The sequence below is a fragment of the Nocardia higoensis NBRC 100133 genome (assembly GCF_000308595.1).
In the GTDB taxonomy this organism is placed as follows: domain Bacteria; phylum Actinomycetota; class Actinomycetes; order Mycobacteriales; family Mycobacteriaceae; genus Nocardia; species Nocardia higoensis.
In genome coordinates, this window is record NZ_BAGA01000130.1 from 1 (window position 1) to 14,199 (window position 14,199).

General features: G+C 68.8%; 13 protein-coding genes and 2 pseudogenes. 2 read left to right on the forward strand and 13 right to left on the reverse strand.

From position 1 onward, the window contains the following. Nucleotides 1-16 precede the first annotated feature (16 nt). The gene (locus ON26_RS23355; RefSeq protein WP_040798652.1) at nucleotides 17-898 is read left to right on the forward strand and encodes an adenylate/guanylate cyclase domain-containing protein; all 882 of its coding nucleotides are present in this window, start codon (nucleotides 17-19) and stop codon (nucleotides 896-898) included. A gap of 145 nt (nucleotides 899-1,043) precedes the next feature. On the opposite strand, the gene ON26_RS23360 is transcribed toward ON26_RS23355, so the two are convergent. Continuing rightward, the gene (locus tag ON26_RS23360) at nucleotides 1,044-1,769 is read right to left on the reverse strand and encodes a nitroreductase family protein (RefSeq protein WP_040798590.1); all 726 of its coding nucleotides are present in this window, start codon (nucleotides 1,767-1,769) and stop codon (nucleotides 1,044-1,046) included. Between the two features lie 337 nt (nucleotides 1,770-2,106). Here ON26_RS23360 and ON26_RS34730 point away from each other — a divergent pair, with 337 nt between their 5' ends. Continuing rightward, nucleotides 2,107-2,556 carry a nitroreductase/quinone reductase family protein gene (locus ON26_RS34730; RefSeq protein WP_281032410.1) on the forward strand — a complete coding sequence of 150 codons (450 nt, stop codon included), beginning with the start codon at nucleotides 2,107-2,109 and terminating at the stop codon, nucleotides 2,554-2,556. Nucleotides 2,557-2,883: 327 nt separating this feature from the next. Here ON26_RS34730 and ON26_RS35115 read toward each other — a convergent pair. From ON26_RS35115 to ON26_RS23420, 12 genes and pseudogenes are all read right to left on the reverse strand, one after another. Next, nucleotides 2,884-3,333, reverse strand: a pseudogene (locus ON26_RS35115) (ATP-binding cassette domain-containing protein); the annotation flags it as partial. A gap of 26 nt (nucleotides 3,334-3,359) precedes the next feature. Then, the gene (locus ON26_RS23375) at nucleotides 3,360-4,958 is read right to left on the reverse strand and encodes a SulP family inorganic anion transporter (RefSeq protein ID WP_040798595.1); all 1,599 of its coding nucleotides are present in this window, start codon (nucleotides 4,956-4,958) and stop codon (nucleotides 3,360-3,362) included. A 33-nt stretch (nucleotides 4,959-4,991) separates the two neighbouring features. Beyond that, entirely contained in the window at nucleotides 4,992-5,690 is a 699-nt protein-coding gene (locus ON26_RS23380; RefSeq protein ID WP_040798596.1) for a cysteine hydrolase family protein, read from the reverse strand. Beyond that, entirely contained in the window at nucleotides 5,687-7,075 is a 1,389-nt protein-coding gene (locus tag ON26_RS23385) for an allophanate hydrolase (protein ID WP_051027422.1), read from the reverse strand. Before ON26_RS23385 ends, ON26_RS23380 begins: the two co-directional genes overlap by 4 nt. A gap of 121 nt (nucleotides 7,076-7,196) precedes the next feature. Continuing rightward, nucleotides 7,197-7,865, reverse strand: coding sequence for a GntR family transcriptional regulator (locus tag ON26_RS23390; protein WP_040798598.1), 669 nt, complete (start codon nucleotides 7,863-7,865; stop codon nucleotides 7,197-7,199). 63 nt (nucleotides 7,866-7,928) lie between these two features. Beyond that, a pseudogene (locus tag ON26_RS34735) lies at nucleotides 7,929-8,194 on the reverse strand (helix-turn-helix domain-containing protein); the annotation flags it as partial. A gap of 73 nt (nucleotides 8,195-8,267) precedes the next feature. Beyond that, a complete protein-coding gene (locus ON26_RS23395) occupies nucleotides 8,268-9,059 on the reverse strand; it encodes an enoyl-CoA hydratase (RefSeq protein WP_040798656.1) in 792 nt (263 codons plus the stop codon). Between the two features lie 11 nt (nucleotides 9,060-9,070). After that, nucleotides 9,071-10,243: an acyl-CoA dehydrogenase family protein gene (locus ON26_RS23400; RefSeq protein ID WP_040798599.1), complete on the reverse strand. Its 1,173-nt coding sequence runs from the start codon at nucleotides 10,241-10,243 to the stop codon at nucleotides 9,071-9,073. Then, nucleotides 10,224-11,219, reverse strand: coding sequence for an acyl-CoA dehydrogenase family protein (locus tag ON26_RS23405; protein WP_040798601.1), 996 nt, complete (start codon nucleotides 11,217-11,219; stop codon nucleotides 10,224-10,226). Before ON26_RS23405 ends, ON26_RS23400 begins: the two co-directional genes overlap by 20 nt. Before the next feature lie 31 nt (nucleotides 11,220-11,250). Beyond that, the gene (locus ON26_RS23410; protein WP_040798602.1) at nucleotides 11,251-11,565 is read right to left on the reverse strand and encodes a DUF4286 family protein; all 315 of its coding nucleotides are present in this window, start codon (nucleotides 11,563-11,565) and stop codon (nucleotides 11,251-11,253) included. Between the two features lie 39 nt (nucleotides 11,566-11,604). Then, nucleotides 11,605-13,065 (reverse strand): MCE family protein, encoded by a 1,461-nt coding sequence (locus tag ON26_RS23415; protein WP_040798659.1) that lies wholly within the window; start codon nucleotides 13,063-13,065, stop codon nucleotides 11,605-11,607. Nucleotides 13,066-13,067: 2 nt separating this feature from the next. Next, the gene (locus ON26_RS23420) at nucleotides 13,068-14,198 is read right to left on the reverse strand and encodes an MCE family protein (RefSeq protein ID WP_040798604.1); all 1,131 of its coding nucleotides are present in this window, start codon (nucleotides 14,196-14,198) and stop codon (nucleotides 13,068-13,070) included. Nucleotide 14,199: the final 1 nt, after the last annotated feature.

Consider the following 14,199-nt stretch of genomic DNA (forward strand, 5'->3'; position numbering starts at 1 on the left):
TTCGGTGGATCCCACGATGATCGGAATCGGACTTGCGGTAATCGCCGTGGCGGAGGCTGTCGGTCTGCTCGTGCTGGCAATACTGCTGGCCCGCACCCGCATACAGCTGACCCGCACGGAGAAAGCCCTGGACCGGGCCGAGGCATCGCTGGCCAGAAGTCGCCGCGAACTCGCGGAACTCGAGCGCCGGGTCGATACGCGCAGGCAGCTGGTGAACAGTGGCCGGGAAGCGGTCAAAACCGTCTGGGAGACCGCCAATCTCGTGCGCGAGAAAGGCCTGCGCCGAGTGATGCTCGGCTCGATCGAAGAGCTGGCCGGCTGGGCTCAGGTCGAACGGCCCGACCTGGCGCGGCTGGTGCCCGACGGTCACGTCGCCATCGTGTTCTCCGACATCGAAGGCTCCACCGCCCTCAACGAGCGGATCGGCGACGAGGCCTGGGTCAGGCTCCTCGACCGTCACGAGAAGCTCATCCGTAAACTCGTCGCCGCCCACGGCGGTCACGTGGTGAAGAACCAGGGCGACGGCTTCATGATCGCCTTCGCCGAGGCCACCCAGGCCGTGCGGTGCAGTCTGGAGATCCAGCGTTCGCTCGGCAAGGTCGTCACCAAGGCCATCGGCCCCGACAACGTCCGGGTGCGCATCGGCATCCACACCGGCAAGTCCGTCCGCCGCGGCGACGATCTGTTCGGCCGGAACGTCGCGATGGCGGCGCGGGTGGCGGGGCAGGCGAGCGGCGGTGAGATCCTCGTCAGCGAGGACGTGCGGGCCGCGGTAGCGGACGAGGCCGACATCGTCGTCGCCCTGGCGCAGGAGGTGGAACTGAAGGGGTTCAACGGAACCCATCGCCTCTACACGGTTCGGACCACCGACGCTCGCCAGTTGCCGGCGAGACGCTGATACGGAGCCCCGCGCGGTGGCCGCCTGCCTATCGGCGCGGCCGGGTGAACACGCGCCGAACGCCGCCGATTGTTCGCCGAGGGCGGCCACCATTGCCTGCGGTGGTGCTACCGCGGATGTCCCGGACGGTGGATGCTCACTCGGCTCACCAGCCGTCGCGGTGGATGACCGATTCCGGCTCGTGCCGGGTGACCGGGCCGAATCGCCCACGCGGCCATCCGATCGGGATGATCGCGTAGGTGTGCACGCGGCGTGGAATGCCAAGGGCCTTCTTGAATTCCGGCTCCATCATCTGGTGCCAGGTGGTGAGCGTGGCACCCAGTCCGAGGGCGCGGGCGGTGAGCAACAGGTTCTGCACTGCGGGGTAGATGCTGGCGGCCTCGGCCATCTCCGCACAACGGCGAAGCAGTCGCATCATGGTCAGGATGCGGCGGGGACCGAGGCCCAGCGCGGCTCTGCCGATGGCGCGGGCCTGGGATCGCAGCCGGGTGAAGAACGGGCCGGAGTCGTAGCAGGCCACGACAAGGGCGGGGGTCTCGTGGAAGTGGTCGCGCTGGTACCGCAATGCGGCACGCAGCTTTTCGTGCTTTTCGTCGGTGGAGCCCGGCGGGACCGCTCGCGCGATCCCGGCGAGATAGAAGTCGGCGACGACCCGCCACAGATCCGCGATCGCCGCGATGCGTTCACGGTCGGTGACGACGACGAACTCGTAGCCCTGCGCATTGCTGCCGCTCGGCGCCCACGTCGCCGCGCGGACGAGCTGGGTGAGCAGTTCGTCGGGCACCGGCTCGGGCGAGAGTCTGCGCATGGCGCGCATGGTCGACATGATGTCGAGCAGCGGCGCGTCGAGGCCGAGGGCGGGGCTGTTCACGCGATGCCCTCCGAACAGACGGATTCCGGCGTGTACGACGACATGGCAGCTCCTCCACGACTGTGCGGCCGGTCGGCAGCTCGCGCGTCCGGCCACTCGATGAGACGTTCGATTGTAAACTCTCTCATCGCCTCGATTTATCCGCCACGCGACCGACGCCCTGTCCTGGGCCTCGTCTGTCCCGACGACAGGCGCGTGGTCGTGGCACAGGCCCGGTAGTCGTGGCGAAGCACGGAGTTCGGGTCCCGCGCGGTGCGCGATCCGTAGGCTGTAGGAAAGCTGACTCTCCTCCGGCGGAAGGAACACGATGCGCTGGTACGACAGGTATTTGCGCTGGATGTATCGCACCGGGCGCCCGAATCTGCTTGCCAGGGTTCAGAATCGGGCTTCGGCGTGGATATTCGCGGCGGGTGTCGCGCCGCGCAGGGTCGCGACCCTGGGCATCCGTGGACGCAGCAGCGGGCGCATGATCTGGTTCCCGATGGTGCTGGCCCAGCACGACGGAAGCCGGTATGTGGTCTCGATGCTCGGCAAGAACGCGAACTGGGTACGCAACCTCGACGCAGCCGGCGGCGAGGCGGTACTGCGCGGCGGCAAGCGCGAAGACGTCCGGCTCGTCCTGGTCGCGGTGGACGAGCGCGCCCCGATCCTGCGGCGTTACCTCGGGGTCGCTCCCGGCGCTCGTCCGCACATTCCGGTGGACCGGAAGGCCCCGATCGCCGACTTCGAGCGGATTGCCGCCGACTATCCGGTTTTCCGGATCGATCCGGCGCCGGCACGGCCGTGATCCCGGGAGGCCGGGTAGCTCGCCGGCGGTGATGGGCCGAGCCGCGCCGAATCGCCGGAAATCCGCACGCTCACGTGCCGGGTCGAGACAGCCGTCGGTGAACAGGGGCCTCTCATAGACCCGGTCGGAGGTACATCCGGACCCGTGGATCCTCGGCGGCGGACAATTCCGCCATCGAGCCCGCGGCGAGGATGCGTCCTCGGCACCGGAGTCGGCACACTCCCGCAGGGTCTGCCACACGGCGTAGGCCGTGCCCTGGTCCAGGGATGCCGTCGGTCCGTCGGCGACGAGGACGTCGGGGGCGGTCAGCAGAGCGGCCGCCAGGGCGGCACGCTGGACCTGACCCGCCGAGTTGTGGCGCGGAAGCAGGTGCATGGCCTCGGTCGGGTAATACGCTGCGGCGCAGGCCTCTTCGACGGTGCGTGCGGCATGCCGGCGCTCCAGTTGCCGGAGTTGTGCTTCGACGGTCCGGTCGGGGGTGAACGCGGCGACGCCGTCCTGGGGGACGTAGCCGACGGTGCCGTCGATCAGGACTTCACCGGTGGTGCGGGCAGATTCCGGCAGATGGCCGGTGAGGGCGTAGGCGATCATCGTCTTGCCGTCACCGGGGCCGCCGAGAAGGGCGGTGATCTGTCCGGCCGGCACGCTCAGGTTCACCCCCTCCAGGACTGTCCCGCTCCAGCGGGGCGTGTCGATCTCGACGTAGAGGGAGCGCAGTTCGGCTGTCACGGTCCCAGTGTCGTCGAGCGACCGAACTCCCGCTGCCGTGCGCTCCACAGCAGCGGGTAGTCGTCACCTCGTCGCTAGGGAGTGGCGTCCTCCGGTTCGGTCTTCTCCTCAGGTTCCAGGGGCGGTGTCTTGGCGCTCGGCAACAGCGAGTAGCCCAGGCAGACCACGCCGAAGAACAGATACCCCAACGCGACCTGCGGCGCTGCCGCCCAATCGACTTCGGCCGCGTGGATGAGCCCGATCCAGCTGAGTACCGCACCGACAGCGGAGGCGATCGCCGCCGCGACGAACCGTTTGTCCAGGACGAACGTGACGATCGCGCCGAGAACCAAGCCGGCGAGGACCGCGCCCGATCCCAGCGTCTTCAGTCCGTCGTAGACCACACCCGCCTGCCCGAGCGCCTCCGCACCGACCTTCTCCGCCGAGGTTCCCGCCGCGCTCAGCGCATTGTCGATCAGTCCGACCGCCCATTCGGCGAGATTCGGCAACAGCGCCGCGACCACCGCGACCGCGTGCAGCCGCGGCACCGCCTGGAAGGCCTGGGCTCCGATCAGCAGGCCGATGTACAGCAGGATGGGCACGATGGCCGGAATCGGGAGGATGGTGGCGAGCAGCCCGAAAAGGCCCAGCAGGCACATCAGTCCGATGACCGCGCCGCTGGCGAGCGAGTAACCGGTGCGGCCGCCCGCGTCCTTCCAGCCGGGGTGACCGATGTAGACGGCGGGCGGGAAGGGCGAGCCGAAGCCGGAGCCGATCACGGCGCCGAGGCCGTCGGCGAGCAGGACACTGCGCAGGTTGTAGTTGTCACCGGCGGCCGCCGCGCTCTCCACATTGCTCATCGCTTCGGTGAAGTTGTAGACGCCGAGCGGGATCGCGGTCGCCAGCAGCGGCGCCAGATTGCTCAGACCGTCGAACAGCAGATCGAGGCGCAGATCCGGCAGGCCGACGGCGATATCGCGCGCGGCTTCGGCGACATCAGGGGCCGACATGTAGCCGCCGATCCAGCCGATGGCCGTGCCGACGAGCAGGGCGACGAGCCCGACCGGGATATTGCCCGGCAGCTTGGCATCGGTGAAGAAGCCGATCAGGATGATCGCCAGAACCGGAAGCCCGATCCACGCCGCCTCCCACATCTGGGCGGCGGGCCGCATCGCGATGAAGGTGATGGAGATGCCCGCCAGAGTGCCGAGCATCGCGGCGCGCGGGGTGATCCTGCGGATGAACGGGCCGACGAACGCGCCGATCATCACGATCACGCCGATCATGAACGCCCAGGCCAGGCCGGCCGACCAGGCCTGGAGCGCGTCGCCGGTCTTCAGGTAGATCGGCAGCATGACCACGAAGACGACGATGAACATGTGCGGGACGCTCGGCCCGTACGGCAGGGCCGTGACGGTGTCGCGGTTCTCGCGCCGGGCCAGCCTGCGCGCCAGCAGCATGTAATAGAGGTTGCCGAGCACGAGGGCCAGGCCGAGCGCGGGCAGCACCGTGCCGAGGACATCGCCGCTGGGGATGTGCACCACGGCGATGGACAGCGTGGTGAGGGTCAGAACGTTGACGAGGATATTGAACGAGAGCCCGAAGAAGGCATTCGTGTCCCCTCGGGTCCACCAAGGCAGGGACAGTCGGGCAAGAGGTTGGGATTCGTCGGGGAGTTTCGTATCGACGGACATCGGCTTTTCCTTGTGCGCTGGTGTTCGCTGGGCTTATGCGGGGGTGTTGGCGGTGGTCGACGAGGCGAGGGCGCCGATGACGGCCGCCGAGTCGGCGACCCATCCGAAGATGCCGCCCTGGGCGGCGATCATGTCCAGTCCGACGCGCTGGAACTCCGGGAAATACGAACCGACGCAATCGGAGACGACCAGGCATTCGTAGCCGCGGTCGTTGGCCTCACGCACCGTCGTGTGCACGCATACTTCGGTGGTTACGCCGGTGACGAGCAGCGACTCGATGGAATTCCGGTTCAGGACCGCTTGCAGCTCGGTGGCGTAGAAGGCGCCCTTCCCCGGTTTGTCGATGACGACTTCGTCGGGCAGCGGGGCCAGTTCGTCGACGATGTCGTGGCCGTACTCGCCGCGCACCAGGATGCGTCCGAACCTGCCCGGGTCTCCGATGCGCTGGGAGGGATTGCCACGGTGGAGTTTCGCGGGCGGACAGTCGGAGAGGTCGGGTAGGTGACCTTCGCGGGTGTGGATCACCGGGAGGCCCGCTGCTCGTGCGGCGGACATCAAGCTCGCCAGCGGGTCGATCACCGTGCGCAGCAGCGCGACATCGTTGCCGAGACTCTCGCCGAATCCGCCGGGAAGCAGGAAGTCACGTTGCATATCGATCACCAGCAGGGCGGTTGTGCTCGGATCGAAAACGTAGGGCGTCGGTGCCGCCGAAATATGCTGGGGTGCGGTCATCTTCGTACTTTCTGTGTGAGCCGGACATCCATCGGCGCCTCGACCGGGCGCGGTTCGTCGAGAATTCGGGCGGCCACCGCGAGGACGGTGTCGTCGGACAGGGCAGGTCCGAAGACCATCGCCGAGACCGGGCGGCCGTCGGCAGCGGTGCCCATCGGCACGGCGACCGCCGTGAGGTCGAGCAGATTGCCGAAGTGGGTGTAGTGGCCGAGCACGGTGTTGGTGCGGATGGGATCGGCCTGCACCTGATCGACGGTGAACGTGGTGCCGATGGTGGGCACGACGATGACGTCGACGTCGGCCCACATCCGGCCGACCACGGCCCGCAACTCCTGGAGCCGCTGCTGCGCGCGGAAGACGTCCACCGCATCGAACCGATAGCCGCCGGACAAGATCTCGCCGATCACCGGGAGGATCGAGGCGGGCTTCTCGGCGAGGAAGTCGCCGAACTCCACCAAGCGTTCGGCAACCCATGGGCCCTGGTAGAGCAATTCACCCGCGTCGAGGAAGGGCCGCAGTGTCGTTGTCGTGCAGTCGAATCCGCCCTTGCCGAGGCGGTCACGGATGCCGAGGTGAGCGAGCCGGAAGACCTCGTCACCGAAGAATTCCAGTTCCGATTCCGGCGGCAGGCCCATTCGGATGCGTTCGCCGCGGTAACGCGGTCCGCGTGCGCGGCTCCACGGGTCGTCCGGATCCGGTGCGGCGATGACGTCGAAGACCCGGTCCAGGTCTTCTATCCGCGTAGCCATCAGAGTCAGGCAGTCCAGCGACTTGCAGGCAGGGACCAGCCCTACTGTGCTGATCAGTCCCCGCGAGGGCTTCCAGCCGACGATGCCGTTGAGCGCGGCGGGAACCCGGCCGGACCCCGCCGTGTCGGTGGCGACGCAGAAGGGCACCTGCCCGAGCGCGACCGCAAGCGCGGACCCCGAACTCGAGCCACCGGAGATCATCCCTCCGCCGAAGACACTGCGGGGAATCGGGTACGGCGTCCTGGTGCCGTTCAGCCCCGTCGCGAACTGGTCGAGGTTGGTCTTGCCGACGAACAGTGCGCCCGCGTCGAGCAGGCGCTGCACAGCGGGAGCTGTTTCGGTGGCGATATAGGCGAAGTCGGGACACGCGAGCGTCGTCGGCCAACCCGCGACGTCGATACTGTCCTTCACCCCGAACGGAACGCCGTAGAGCGGCAGCGTGCGCGCCCCCGGCCTGCGTTCGATCTCGGCCGCCGCGGCCAGCAGTTGTTCGCGGGGCACCGGTGTGATCCAGGTGCCGTCGTCACCGCGCGCCGCGATGGCATCCGCGACGCGCGCCGCTGTGTAGGTAGGTGTGCCACTGCCACTTTCGTGCGAAGCGAGGATCTCCGACACGGTTGGTCCGGGATTCAGCATTTGTCGATTGTCGACAGAATGTGTGAAGCCGACGGTCTCCGCTTGTATCGGCTGTGTTAGCAGAAATCGAGAGGCGTACCACCCCGCAGGAGGGCGCAGTCGGCCCCCCGACGGCGGTCTGTCAGCAGATGTCCAGGTTCAGGTACGTCAGTTCGCCGTGGCGCTGCAATGCGGCGCAGGCGATTTCGGGATCGTTGGACTCCAGCGACTCGAGCAGTTCGAGGTGGCGCCGGATGCCGTTGCGGCGGGACGCGGTACGGGCTTCCTCGCGCAGGTTGCGTGCCATCGGCAGTTGCAGCTTCAGCAGAATCGGCGCGTAGGCCAGATTCAGTTGATGGTTGCCCGCGAGGGCGACGACCTCGAGATGGAAGCGGCGGTGCGCGTTGTCGCGTTCGAGAGGGTCGTCCTCGGCATCGGCGGCGCGCATCTCGTCGAGCGCCATCCGGACCGGGGCGAACGGGTCGCCATCGGACGGCAGCGGCAGCGCGCTCTCGATGGCGTGACGTTCCAGGACCCTGCGGAGCTCGAACAGTTGCAGGATGTCGGTGGCCGACCACACGAGCACCCGGAATCCACGGCGCGGCAGATGTTCTACGAGACCCTCCTGCGCGAGCAGCCGCAGCGCCTCACGCACCGGCGCCCGGCTGACGCCGAGCCGCGCGCACAGCGTCTCCTCGACGATCCGCTCCCCCGGTTCGAGCGCTCCGCTCAGCACCTCGGACCGCACCTGCCTGGTCACCATCTCGACCAGACTCGGCGGCAGGACGGTCACGTTCGCCCGCGAGGTCATGAGTCGAGTGTACGAACTCCGCTGGGCGGCGATGCCCGAGACCATCCACACGGAAGCAACGGGTCAGCTCCTCTGGCCGGCATCGCCGCATGCGCCGCAGTCATCGCTCGTACCGGCATCGGCAGCGTGACCGCGCACGACCGGTGAGGTGGCGCAGCAGGCCGGGTCCACGGAGCGCACCGGCCCGAGCAGGTCCTCGAGCGCCCGCCCGATCCTGGCATCGGCCAGTTCGTAGCGGGTGCGCCGACTTCCGGCACCGTGACGACCAGCCCACACCCGCGCTGACAGGCCAGGTGGTCGGACAGGATCTGACGCGAGACGCCGATGCGGCGCCGGCAAGGCCTCGATGCCGTCACTGGACAAATTTCTCTGTATTCGGAAAGGGATGAGCCCGCCGCGCGACTACCTTTCGCTGTGGTGGCTCTTCACGCTGCTCATATCGGTGAGGATGGGATATCCGCTGTGGCTCAACGCGTTTCCATGGCCGGTCTGATGGGTGTCGAAAACCGATTGGATGGCGGCGTAGAAGCCTTGGATGTCGAGGGTCTGGTTGACAGCTCGCTTCGCTTGGCGGAGGCCGAAGGGTGGCATCCGGGCGATCAGGGCGGCTAGTTCGGCGGTTTCGTCGGCGAGGCTTTCCAGCGGAACCACGCGGTTGACCATACCGGCCTGGAGGGCTTCCTCGGCGGTGATCGAGCGGCCGGTGAAGAGGATCTCCTTGGCCTTGCGGGCGCCGAGTTCCCAGGTGTGGCCATGGTATTCGACGCCGCCTATGCCCATCAGGACCACGGGGTCGGAGAACTGGGCATTGTCGGCGGCGATGATGAGGTCGCACGGCCAGCACAGGAGCAGGGCGCCCGCGATGCAGCGGCCTTGGACGGCGGCGATGGTGGGTTTGGGGATATTGCGCCAGCGGAGGCTGTATTCGAGGTAGCGGCGGGATTCGGCGGCGTAGACGAAGTCGAGGGTGATCTTCTCGGGGGCGTCGGCGGGACGGTCTTTGAGGTCGTGACCCGCGGAGAAGTGTTTGCCCGCGGCGGCCAGGACTATCACCACGACCTCGTCGTCGGTGGCGGCGCGGGTCCAGGCGGCGTCGAGCTCGTCGAGCAGGGCCATGTTCTGGGCGTTGGCCGCCTCGGGGCGGTTGAGGGTGATGGTGGCTACGCGGCCTTCGGTGCGGTAGTCGATGTACACGGGTGTCGCCTTCACGGTCGGGGGAGGCCGAGGACGCGCTCGGCGATGATGGTGCGCTGGATTTCGGAGGTGCCGCCGGCGATGGTGCCCGCGAAGGTGCGGACGAAGCGCTCGAACCAGCCGGGTGCGGTGTCCTCGAGGCTGAGGGGGCTGTAGCGGGCCGTGACGCCGGGGTGGTCCAGGCCGCTGGGGCCCGCGGCGGCGAGGGCGTGTTCGGCGCCTGCTTGGACGGCTTCGGAGCCGAGGAGTTTCAGGACCGAGAGGCCGGGGCCGGCATCCTCGCCGCGGGCCGCCTTGGCCAGGGCCTGGGAGCCGAGCAGGCGCAGGGCGTGGGCGTCCATGGCGAGGGTGGCGTAGCGGTTGTCCTCGAGCGGGGTGGTGGGGTGGAAGTCGGCGAGCAGACCGTCGAGTCGGCTGGCGAAGTTGGTCCACAACAGGTTTCGCTCGTGGCCGAGGGAGCCGTTGGCCACTCGCCAGCCCGCGTTGAGGTCGCCGATCAGATTCTCGGCGCGGACTCGGGCGCCGTCGAAGAAGACCTCGTTGAAATCGAGGTCGTCGGGGCGGGCGACCGAGGCGAACGGACGGCGGTGCACGCCGGGCAGATCCGTGGGGATCAGCAGGGCGGAGATGCCGCGGTGTTTGGGCGCGTCGGGGTCGGTGCGGACGAAGGTCAGCAGCACGTCGGCGTCGTGGGCGCCGGAGGTCCAGACCTTCTGGCCGTCAACGACGAAGTGGTCACCTTCGAGGCGGGCCCGGGTGGTGAGGCCGGCGAGGTCGGAGCCCGCGCCGGGCTCGCTCATGCCGAGGGAGGCGGTGAGGTCGCCACGCAGGATGGGGATGGCCCACCGCCGCTTCTGTTCTTCGGTGCCGAAGGTGAGCAGGGAGGCGGCGATGATGCCGACGCCCTGCGGGTTGAAGTACTCGTGGATGCCGCGTTCGGCGAGGGTTTCGCGGTGCACGTATTGCTCGAGGATGCCCGCGTCGCGGCCGCCGTATTCGGGCGGGTTGCCGGGGACCAGCCAGCCGTGGTCGAACTGGGTGCGCTGCCAGCGCCGGGCCCAGTCGGGGGTGTGCGAGCTGGAGCGGGGGCGTTCGAGGCCTTCGGCGTCGGGCAGATGCTCGTCGAGGAAGGCGATGAGCTCGGCCCGGAAGGCTTCGACGTCGCTATCGAAGGTGAGCTGCACGGTGATGCCTCGCAATCGTGGCTCGATGTTCGTCGGTGCCGCCGAGCAGCAGCTCCCCCGCCTTGGCGCGCTTCAAGGCGAACTGGACGTCGTTCTCCCAGGTGTAGCCCATGGCGCCGAAGAGTTGCAGGCCGTTGCGGAAGACGACGGACTGGCATTCGCCCGCGGCGGCTTTGGCCATGACGGCGGCGAGGTGTTTGCGATCGTCGGCCTCGGCGATGGTCAGGGCCGCGAAGTAGGTGAGGGCGCGGGCGCGTTCGATGGCCACGTGTATGTCGGCCGCTTTGTGGCCGACGGCCTGGAAGGAGCCGATCGGAACGCCGAACTGGCGGCGCTCGCGGACGTGCTCGACGACGAGGTCGAGGACACGCTGACAGGCGCCGACCATGGTGGCGGCCATGCCGGTGAGGGCGACGGCGCGGGCGTGCGGGATGTCGGCCCGCTGACGGTCGGCGGGGGTGACCCGAACGCGGTCGAAGACGACATCGGCGATGTGCAGGACCGGGTCGAAGACCGCGGCGCGGCGGATGGTCGAAGCCGCGGCGGGAACAAGGAATACGCCCGCGCCGGTGACGACGGCGAACCGGTCGGCGCGGTCGCCGTCGAGGACGCGGGCGGAGCCGGTGAGGATCCAGTCGCCGCCTTCGCGCGCGGCGGTGACGCCCTCGTAGACGGCCGCGCCGGCGATGTCGGCGGGCGCCTCAGGGGCCAGTGGGGCGAACTGACTGGTGGTGGCCAGGAAGGGGGTCGGATCGCAGGCGCGCCCGAGTTCTTCGTGGGCGATGGTCAGCTCGACGGCTTCTCCCGGCTCGGTCATCGCCGTCCAGCCCTGGTCGACGAGCGACTTCCACAACGGGCCCGGGTCGGCGCCGTGATCGGCGACCTCCCTGATCAACGTGGGCGGGCAGTGCCGGGTGAGTACCTCGCGCACGGTGCTCTGCCAGAACCGCTGATCGGAGTCGAACTCCAACAGCATCCGATCGACCTCCCTTGTCCGTTGACGCGACTCAGCGCGCTCGCCACACCTGCATGGCCATCGAGGTGAGATCCAGGGTCGGGCTCAGCGGCAGCTTGCCGCTCGCGGCGCGCTCCTGGAAGCCACGCAGGACGACATCGGGGTCCTCGCTGAGTTCGTAGATGGCGAGGTAGCGGTGGGTGGGTTCGCCGCGTCCGGGGACGGGCGCGATCTCGTAGCGGACGCAGTCTTCGATGCCGGGGATGGCGAGCACGTCGTCGCGGTGCTCGGTGTCGTACCACTTGTTGAACTCTTCGTCGCGACCTTCGACGGCATTGGTGAAGACGAGCATCTTGGCGTCGGTCATGGGTCTTTCCTGTTCTCTCGGGGAATGATTCGGGCAGGTTCAGTGCGGGAGCATGTCGGTCCAGGGGCGGTTCGGCGCCGTCGCGAGATCGCTCTGCCGGTAGACGCGGCCGTCGGAGGCGAGGTAGTCGCCGGTGGCGGGGTCGTAGCGCGCGGCGCCGATCGCCGGCGGGTTAGGGGCGCTGCGCGCCGGAGCGCTCGCGGGCGCGGTGCCCGGCGGGCTGTTCTGCGCGGGGATCGGGCGGGAGTCGGGGGCGATCCCCTGGCCTTCGAGACCGGGATCGCGGGGATAGGGGCCGATCAAGGGCTGCTCGGTGGCCAGCGGCACGAAACCCTCCTGGCTCTTGCACAATTCGGCGGTCGGGGCGTATTTGCCCGGCTGTCCCGCGCACGGGGTGTTGCGGACGCCGCGGACGGCTATGTCGGAGTCCTGCGGGAGTTTGCAGTAGAGGCCGTCGGGGGTGTCGAGGGTTTCGGTCTCGTTCGGGGAGCGCCATTCGGTCGGCGGGAGGAAGCCGACCGTGCAGGCGGCGGGATCGGACATATTGCCGAAGCGGAAGGTGCCCAGGCCCAGACCGGAGGCGTTCTTGCTCGGCTGCACGGTCTGGATCATCGAGATCGACGGCGGGAGCAGGACGAGGAGTTGTTCGAGGCCTGCGTTGTAGGTGACTGCGAGCTGACCGACGCTGGTCAGGTTGGCCAGCAGGACCGGGAGGGTCAGTTCGACGGACTCGAACAGGCGGGTCGCCTCGGTCGCGAAGCCGGGGCCCGCGCGCAGGATCGTGCGCAGCTGCGGGTCGTCGGTGACGAGTCGGCCGGTGACACCGGCGAGGCTGCGGGTCCACACCTGTACGGCGTCGAGGCTGCGGGCCTGGGCGTCGAGCAGGGGCACGGTGTCCTCGACGAAGGTGCGGGCGGCGGCGCCGGAGCCTTCGAGTTCACCGGCGAGAGTTCGGGTGGAGGACAGTAGCGAATCCAGTTCGTGGCTCGACGATCCCAGGCCGGCGGACAGTTCGCCGAGCAGGTCGTACAGACGGTCGGTGGGGACGGTGCCGACCATGGCGCTGAGGCTGTCCAACATGGGGCCGACCGGTTGCGGGACATCGGTGTCGCTGCGCGGTATCACCGCGCCCTCGCGCAGGTAGGGGCCTTCGTCGGTGCGGGGGCGCAGTTCGACGTACTGCTCGCCGACCGCGGAGACGCTGCGGACGAGGGCTTCCAGGTCGGCGGGAATGGGGTGATCGGTGTCGAGGGTGAGGGTGGCGCGCACGCCGTCGTCGGTGAGCTCGACCGCGGTGACCCTGCCGACCTCCACGCCGCGGTAGGTGACATTGCCGAAGCGGTAGAGGCCGCCGGTTTCGGGCAGGTCGAGATAGACGGTGATCGAGCCGATGCCGAGCAGTTGCGGCAGTTTCATGTAGACGGTGCCCATGACGGTCAGGCCGATCACCGACAGGACGGCGAAGATGACGAGCTGGGCGCGGACGAAGCGGGTGAGCAGCATCAGCGGCCTCCCGGTCCGGGCGCGGTGATGCCCACGCCGAGCGGGTTCGAGGTCTGCTGGGCGTAGCCGGGGTCGCCGACCGCCGCCTGGATGACCGTGTCGGGGTCGGCCCACGGGGTGCCTTGCAGGAGTTCGCGTTGCAGGCGCGGGATGGTGAGGTCGACGGTGGCGTGCAGGTTGATGTAGTCGCCGCGGACGGCGCGGTCGATCACCGACTGGCCGTAGGGGTAGACGGTGGCGTAGGCGAGGCCCGCGTTGAGCAGGGGGCCGACATCGGCGACCGCTTTCAGGGTGGGTTCGAGGTTGCGCAGGTCGGTGATCAGGTCGGCGCTGATCTCGGTGACCACGCCGGTGGCGGTGTCGCTGAAGACGCGCAGGCGCTCGAGGGCGTCGGTGAGGGCGGGGCGTTCGGCGAGCAGCAGGTCGAGGGTGGGCGGGAGCATGTCCAGCGCACGGGTGAGGGTCTCGGTCTGGCCTGCGAAGGTCTCCCCCAGCCTGGTCAGCGATTCGATGGCGGCGACGATGTCGGCGCGTTGCCCGGCGAGGACGGTCATGAAACCGTCGAGGCGGGTCAGCAGGTCGACGACCTGGTCTCGGCGGCCGTCGAGGGCATTGTCGAGTTCGGCGATGATGTCGCCCAGCTGCCCGAGGCCGCCGCCGTTGACGACGACCGACAGCGAGGCGAGGGTCTGCTCGGTGGACGGGTAGGTGGAGGCGCGGTTCAGCGGCAGGCGGGCGCCGGATTCCAGTCGGCCGGTGGGCTGTTCGCCTTCGGGTGTGTTCAGCGCGAGGTGGGTGGAACCGAGCAGGCTGGTCTGGCCGACGGTCGCGACGGCATCGGCCGGGACCTCGGTCCCGGGGCGCACCGCCGCTTCGATCACGGCGTGCCAGCCGTCCAAGGCGATGCCGCGGACGCTGCCGACCACCACATCGTCGACCATGACCGGCGAATTCGGCGTCAGGGTGCCCACATTCGCGATCTCGACGAAAACGATCGTCGCGTCCGAGCCGCGAGCCTGCGCACCCGGCAGCGGCACCGAATTCACCCCGTGGGCGCCGCAGCCGGTGGCGGTGAGCAGGCACGCCGCGAGGACGAGGCGGCGGCATCGGAACAGTGGAAAGTACTTCATG

Coding starts and splice junctions, on each gene's coding strand:
- ON26_RS23390 (WP_040798598.1), bottom strand. CDS start 7,865: ATGACCTCGCGGGCGAACGTGACCGTCCTGCCGCCGAGTCTGGTCGAG.
- ON26_RS34730 (WP_281032410.1), top strand. CDS start 2,107: ATGTATCGCACCGGGCGCCCGAATCTGCTTGCCAGGGTTCAGAATCGG.
- ON26_RS23375 (WP_040798595.1), bottom strand. CDS start 4,958: ATGTCCGTCGATACGAAACTCCCCGACGAATCCCAACCTCTTGCCCGA.
- ON26_RS23410 (WP_040798602.1), bottom strand. CDS start 11,565: ATGACCGACGCCAAGATGCTCGTCTTCACCAATGCCGTCGAAGGTCGC.
- ON26_RS23355 (WP_040798652.1), top strand. CDS start 17: ATGATCGGAATCGGACTTGCGGTAATCGCCGTGGCGGAGGCTGTCGGT.
- ON26_RS23380 (WP_040798596.1), bottom strand. CDS start 5,690: ATGACCGCACCCCAGCATATTTCGGCGGCACCGACGCCCTACGTTTTC.
- ON26_RS23405 (WP_040798601.1), bottom strand. CDS start 11,219: ATGCTGTTGGAGTTCGACTCCGATCAGCGGTTCTGGCAGAGCACCGTG.
- ON26_RS23385 (WP_051027422.1), bottom strand. CDS start 7,075: ATGCTGAATCCCGGACCAACCGTGTCGGAGATCCTCGCTTCGCACGAA.
- ON26_RS23420 (WP_040798604.1), bottom strand. CDS start 14,198: ATGAAGTACTTTCCACTGTTCCGATGCCGCCGCCTCGTCCTCGCGGCG.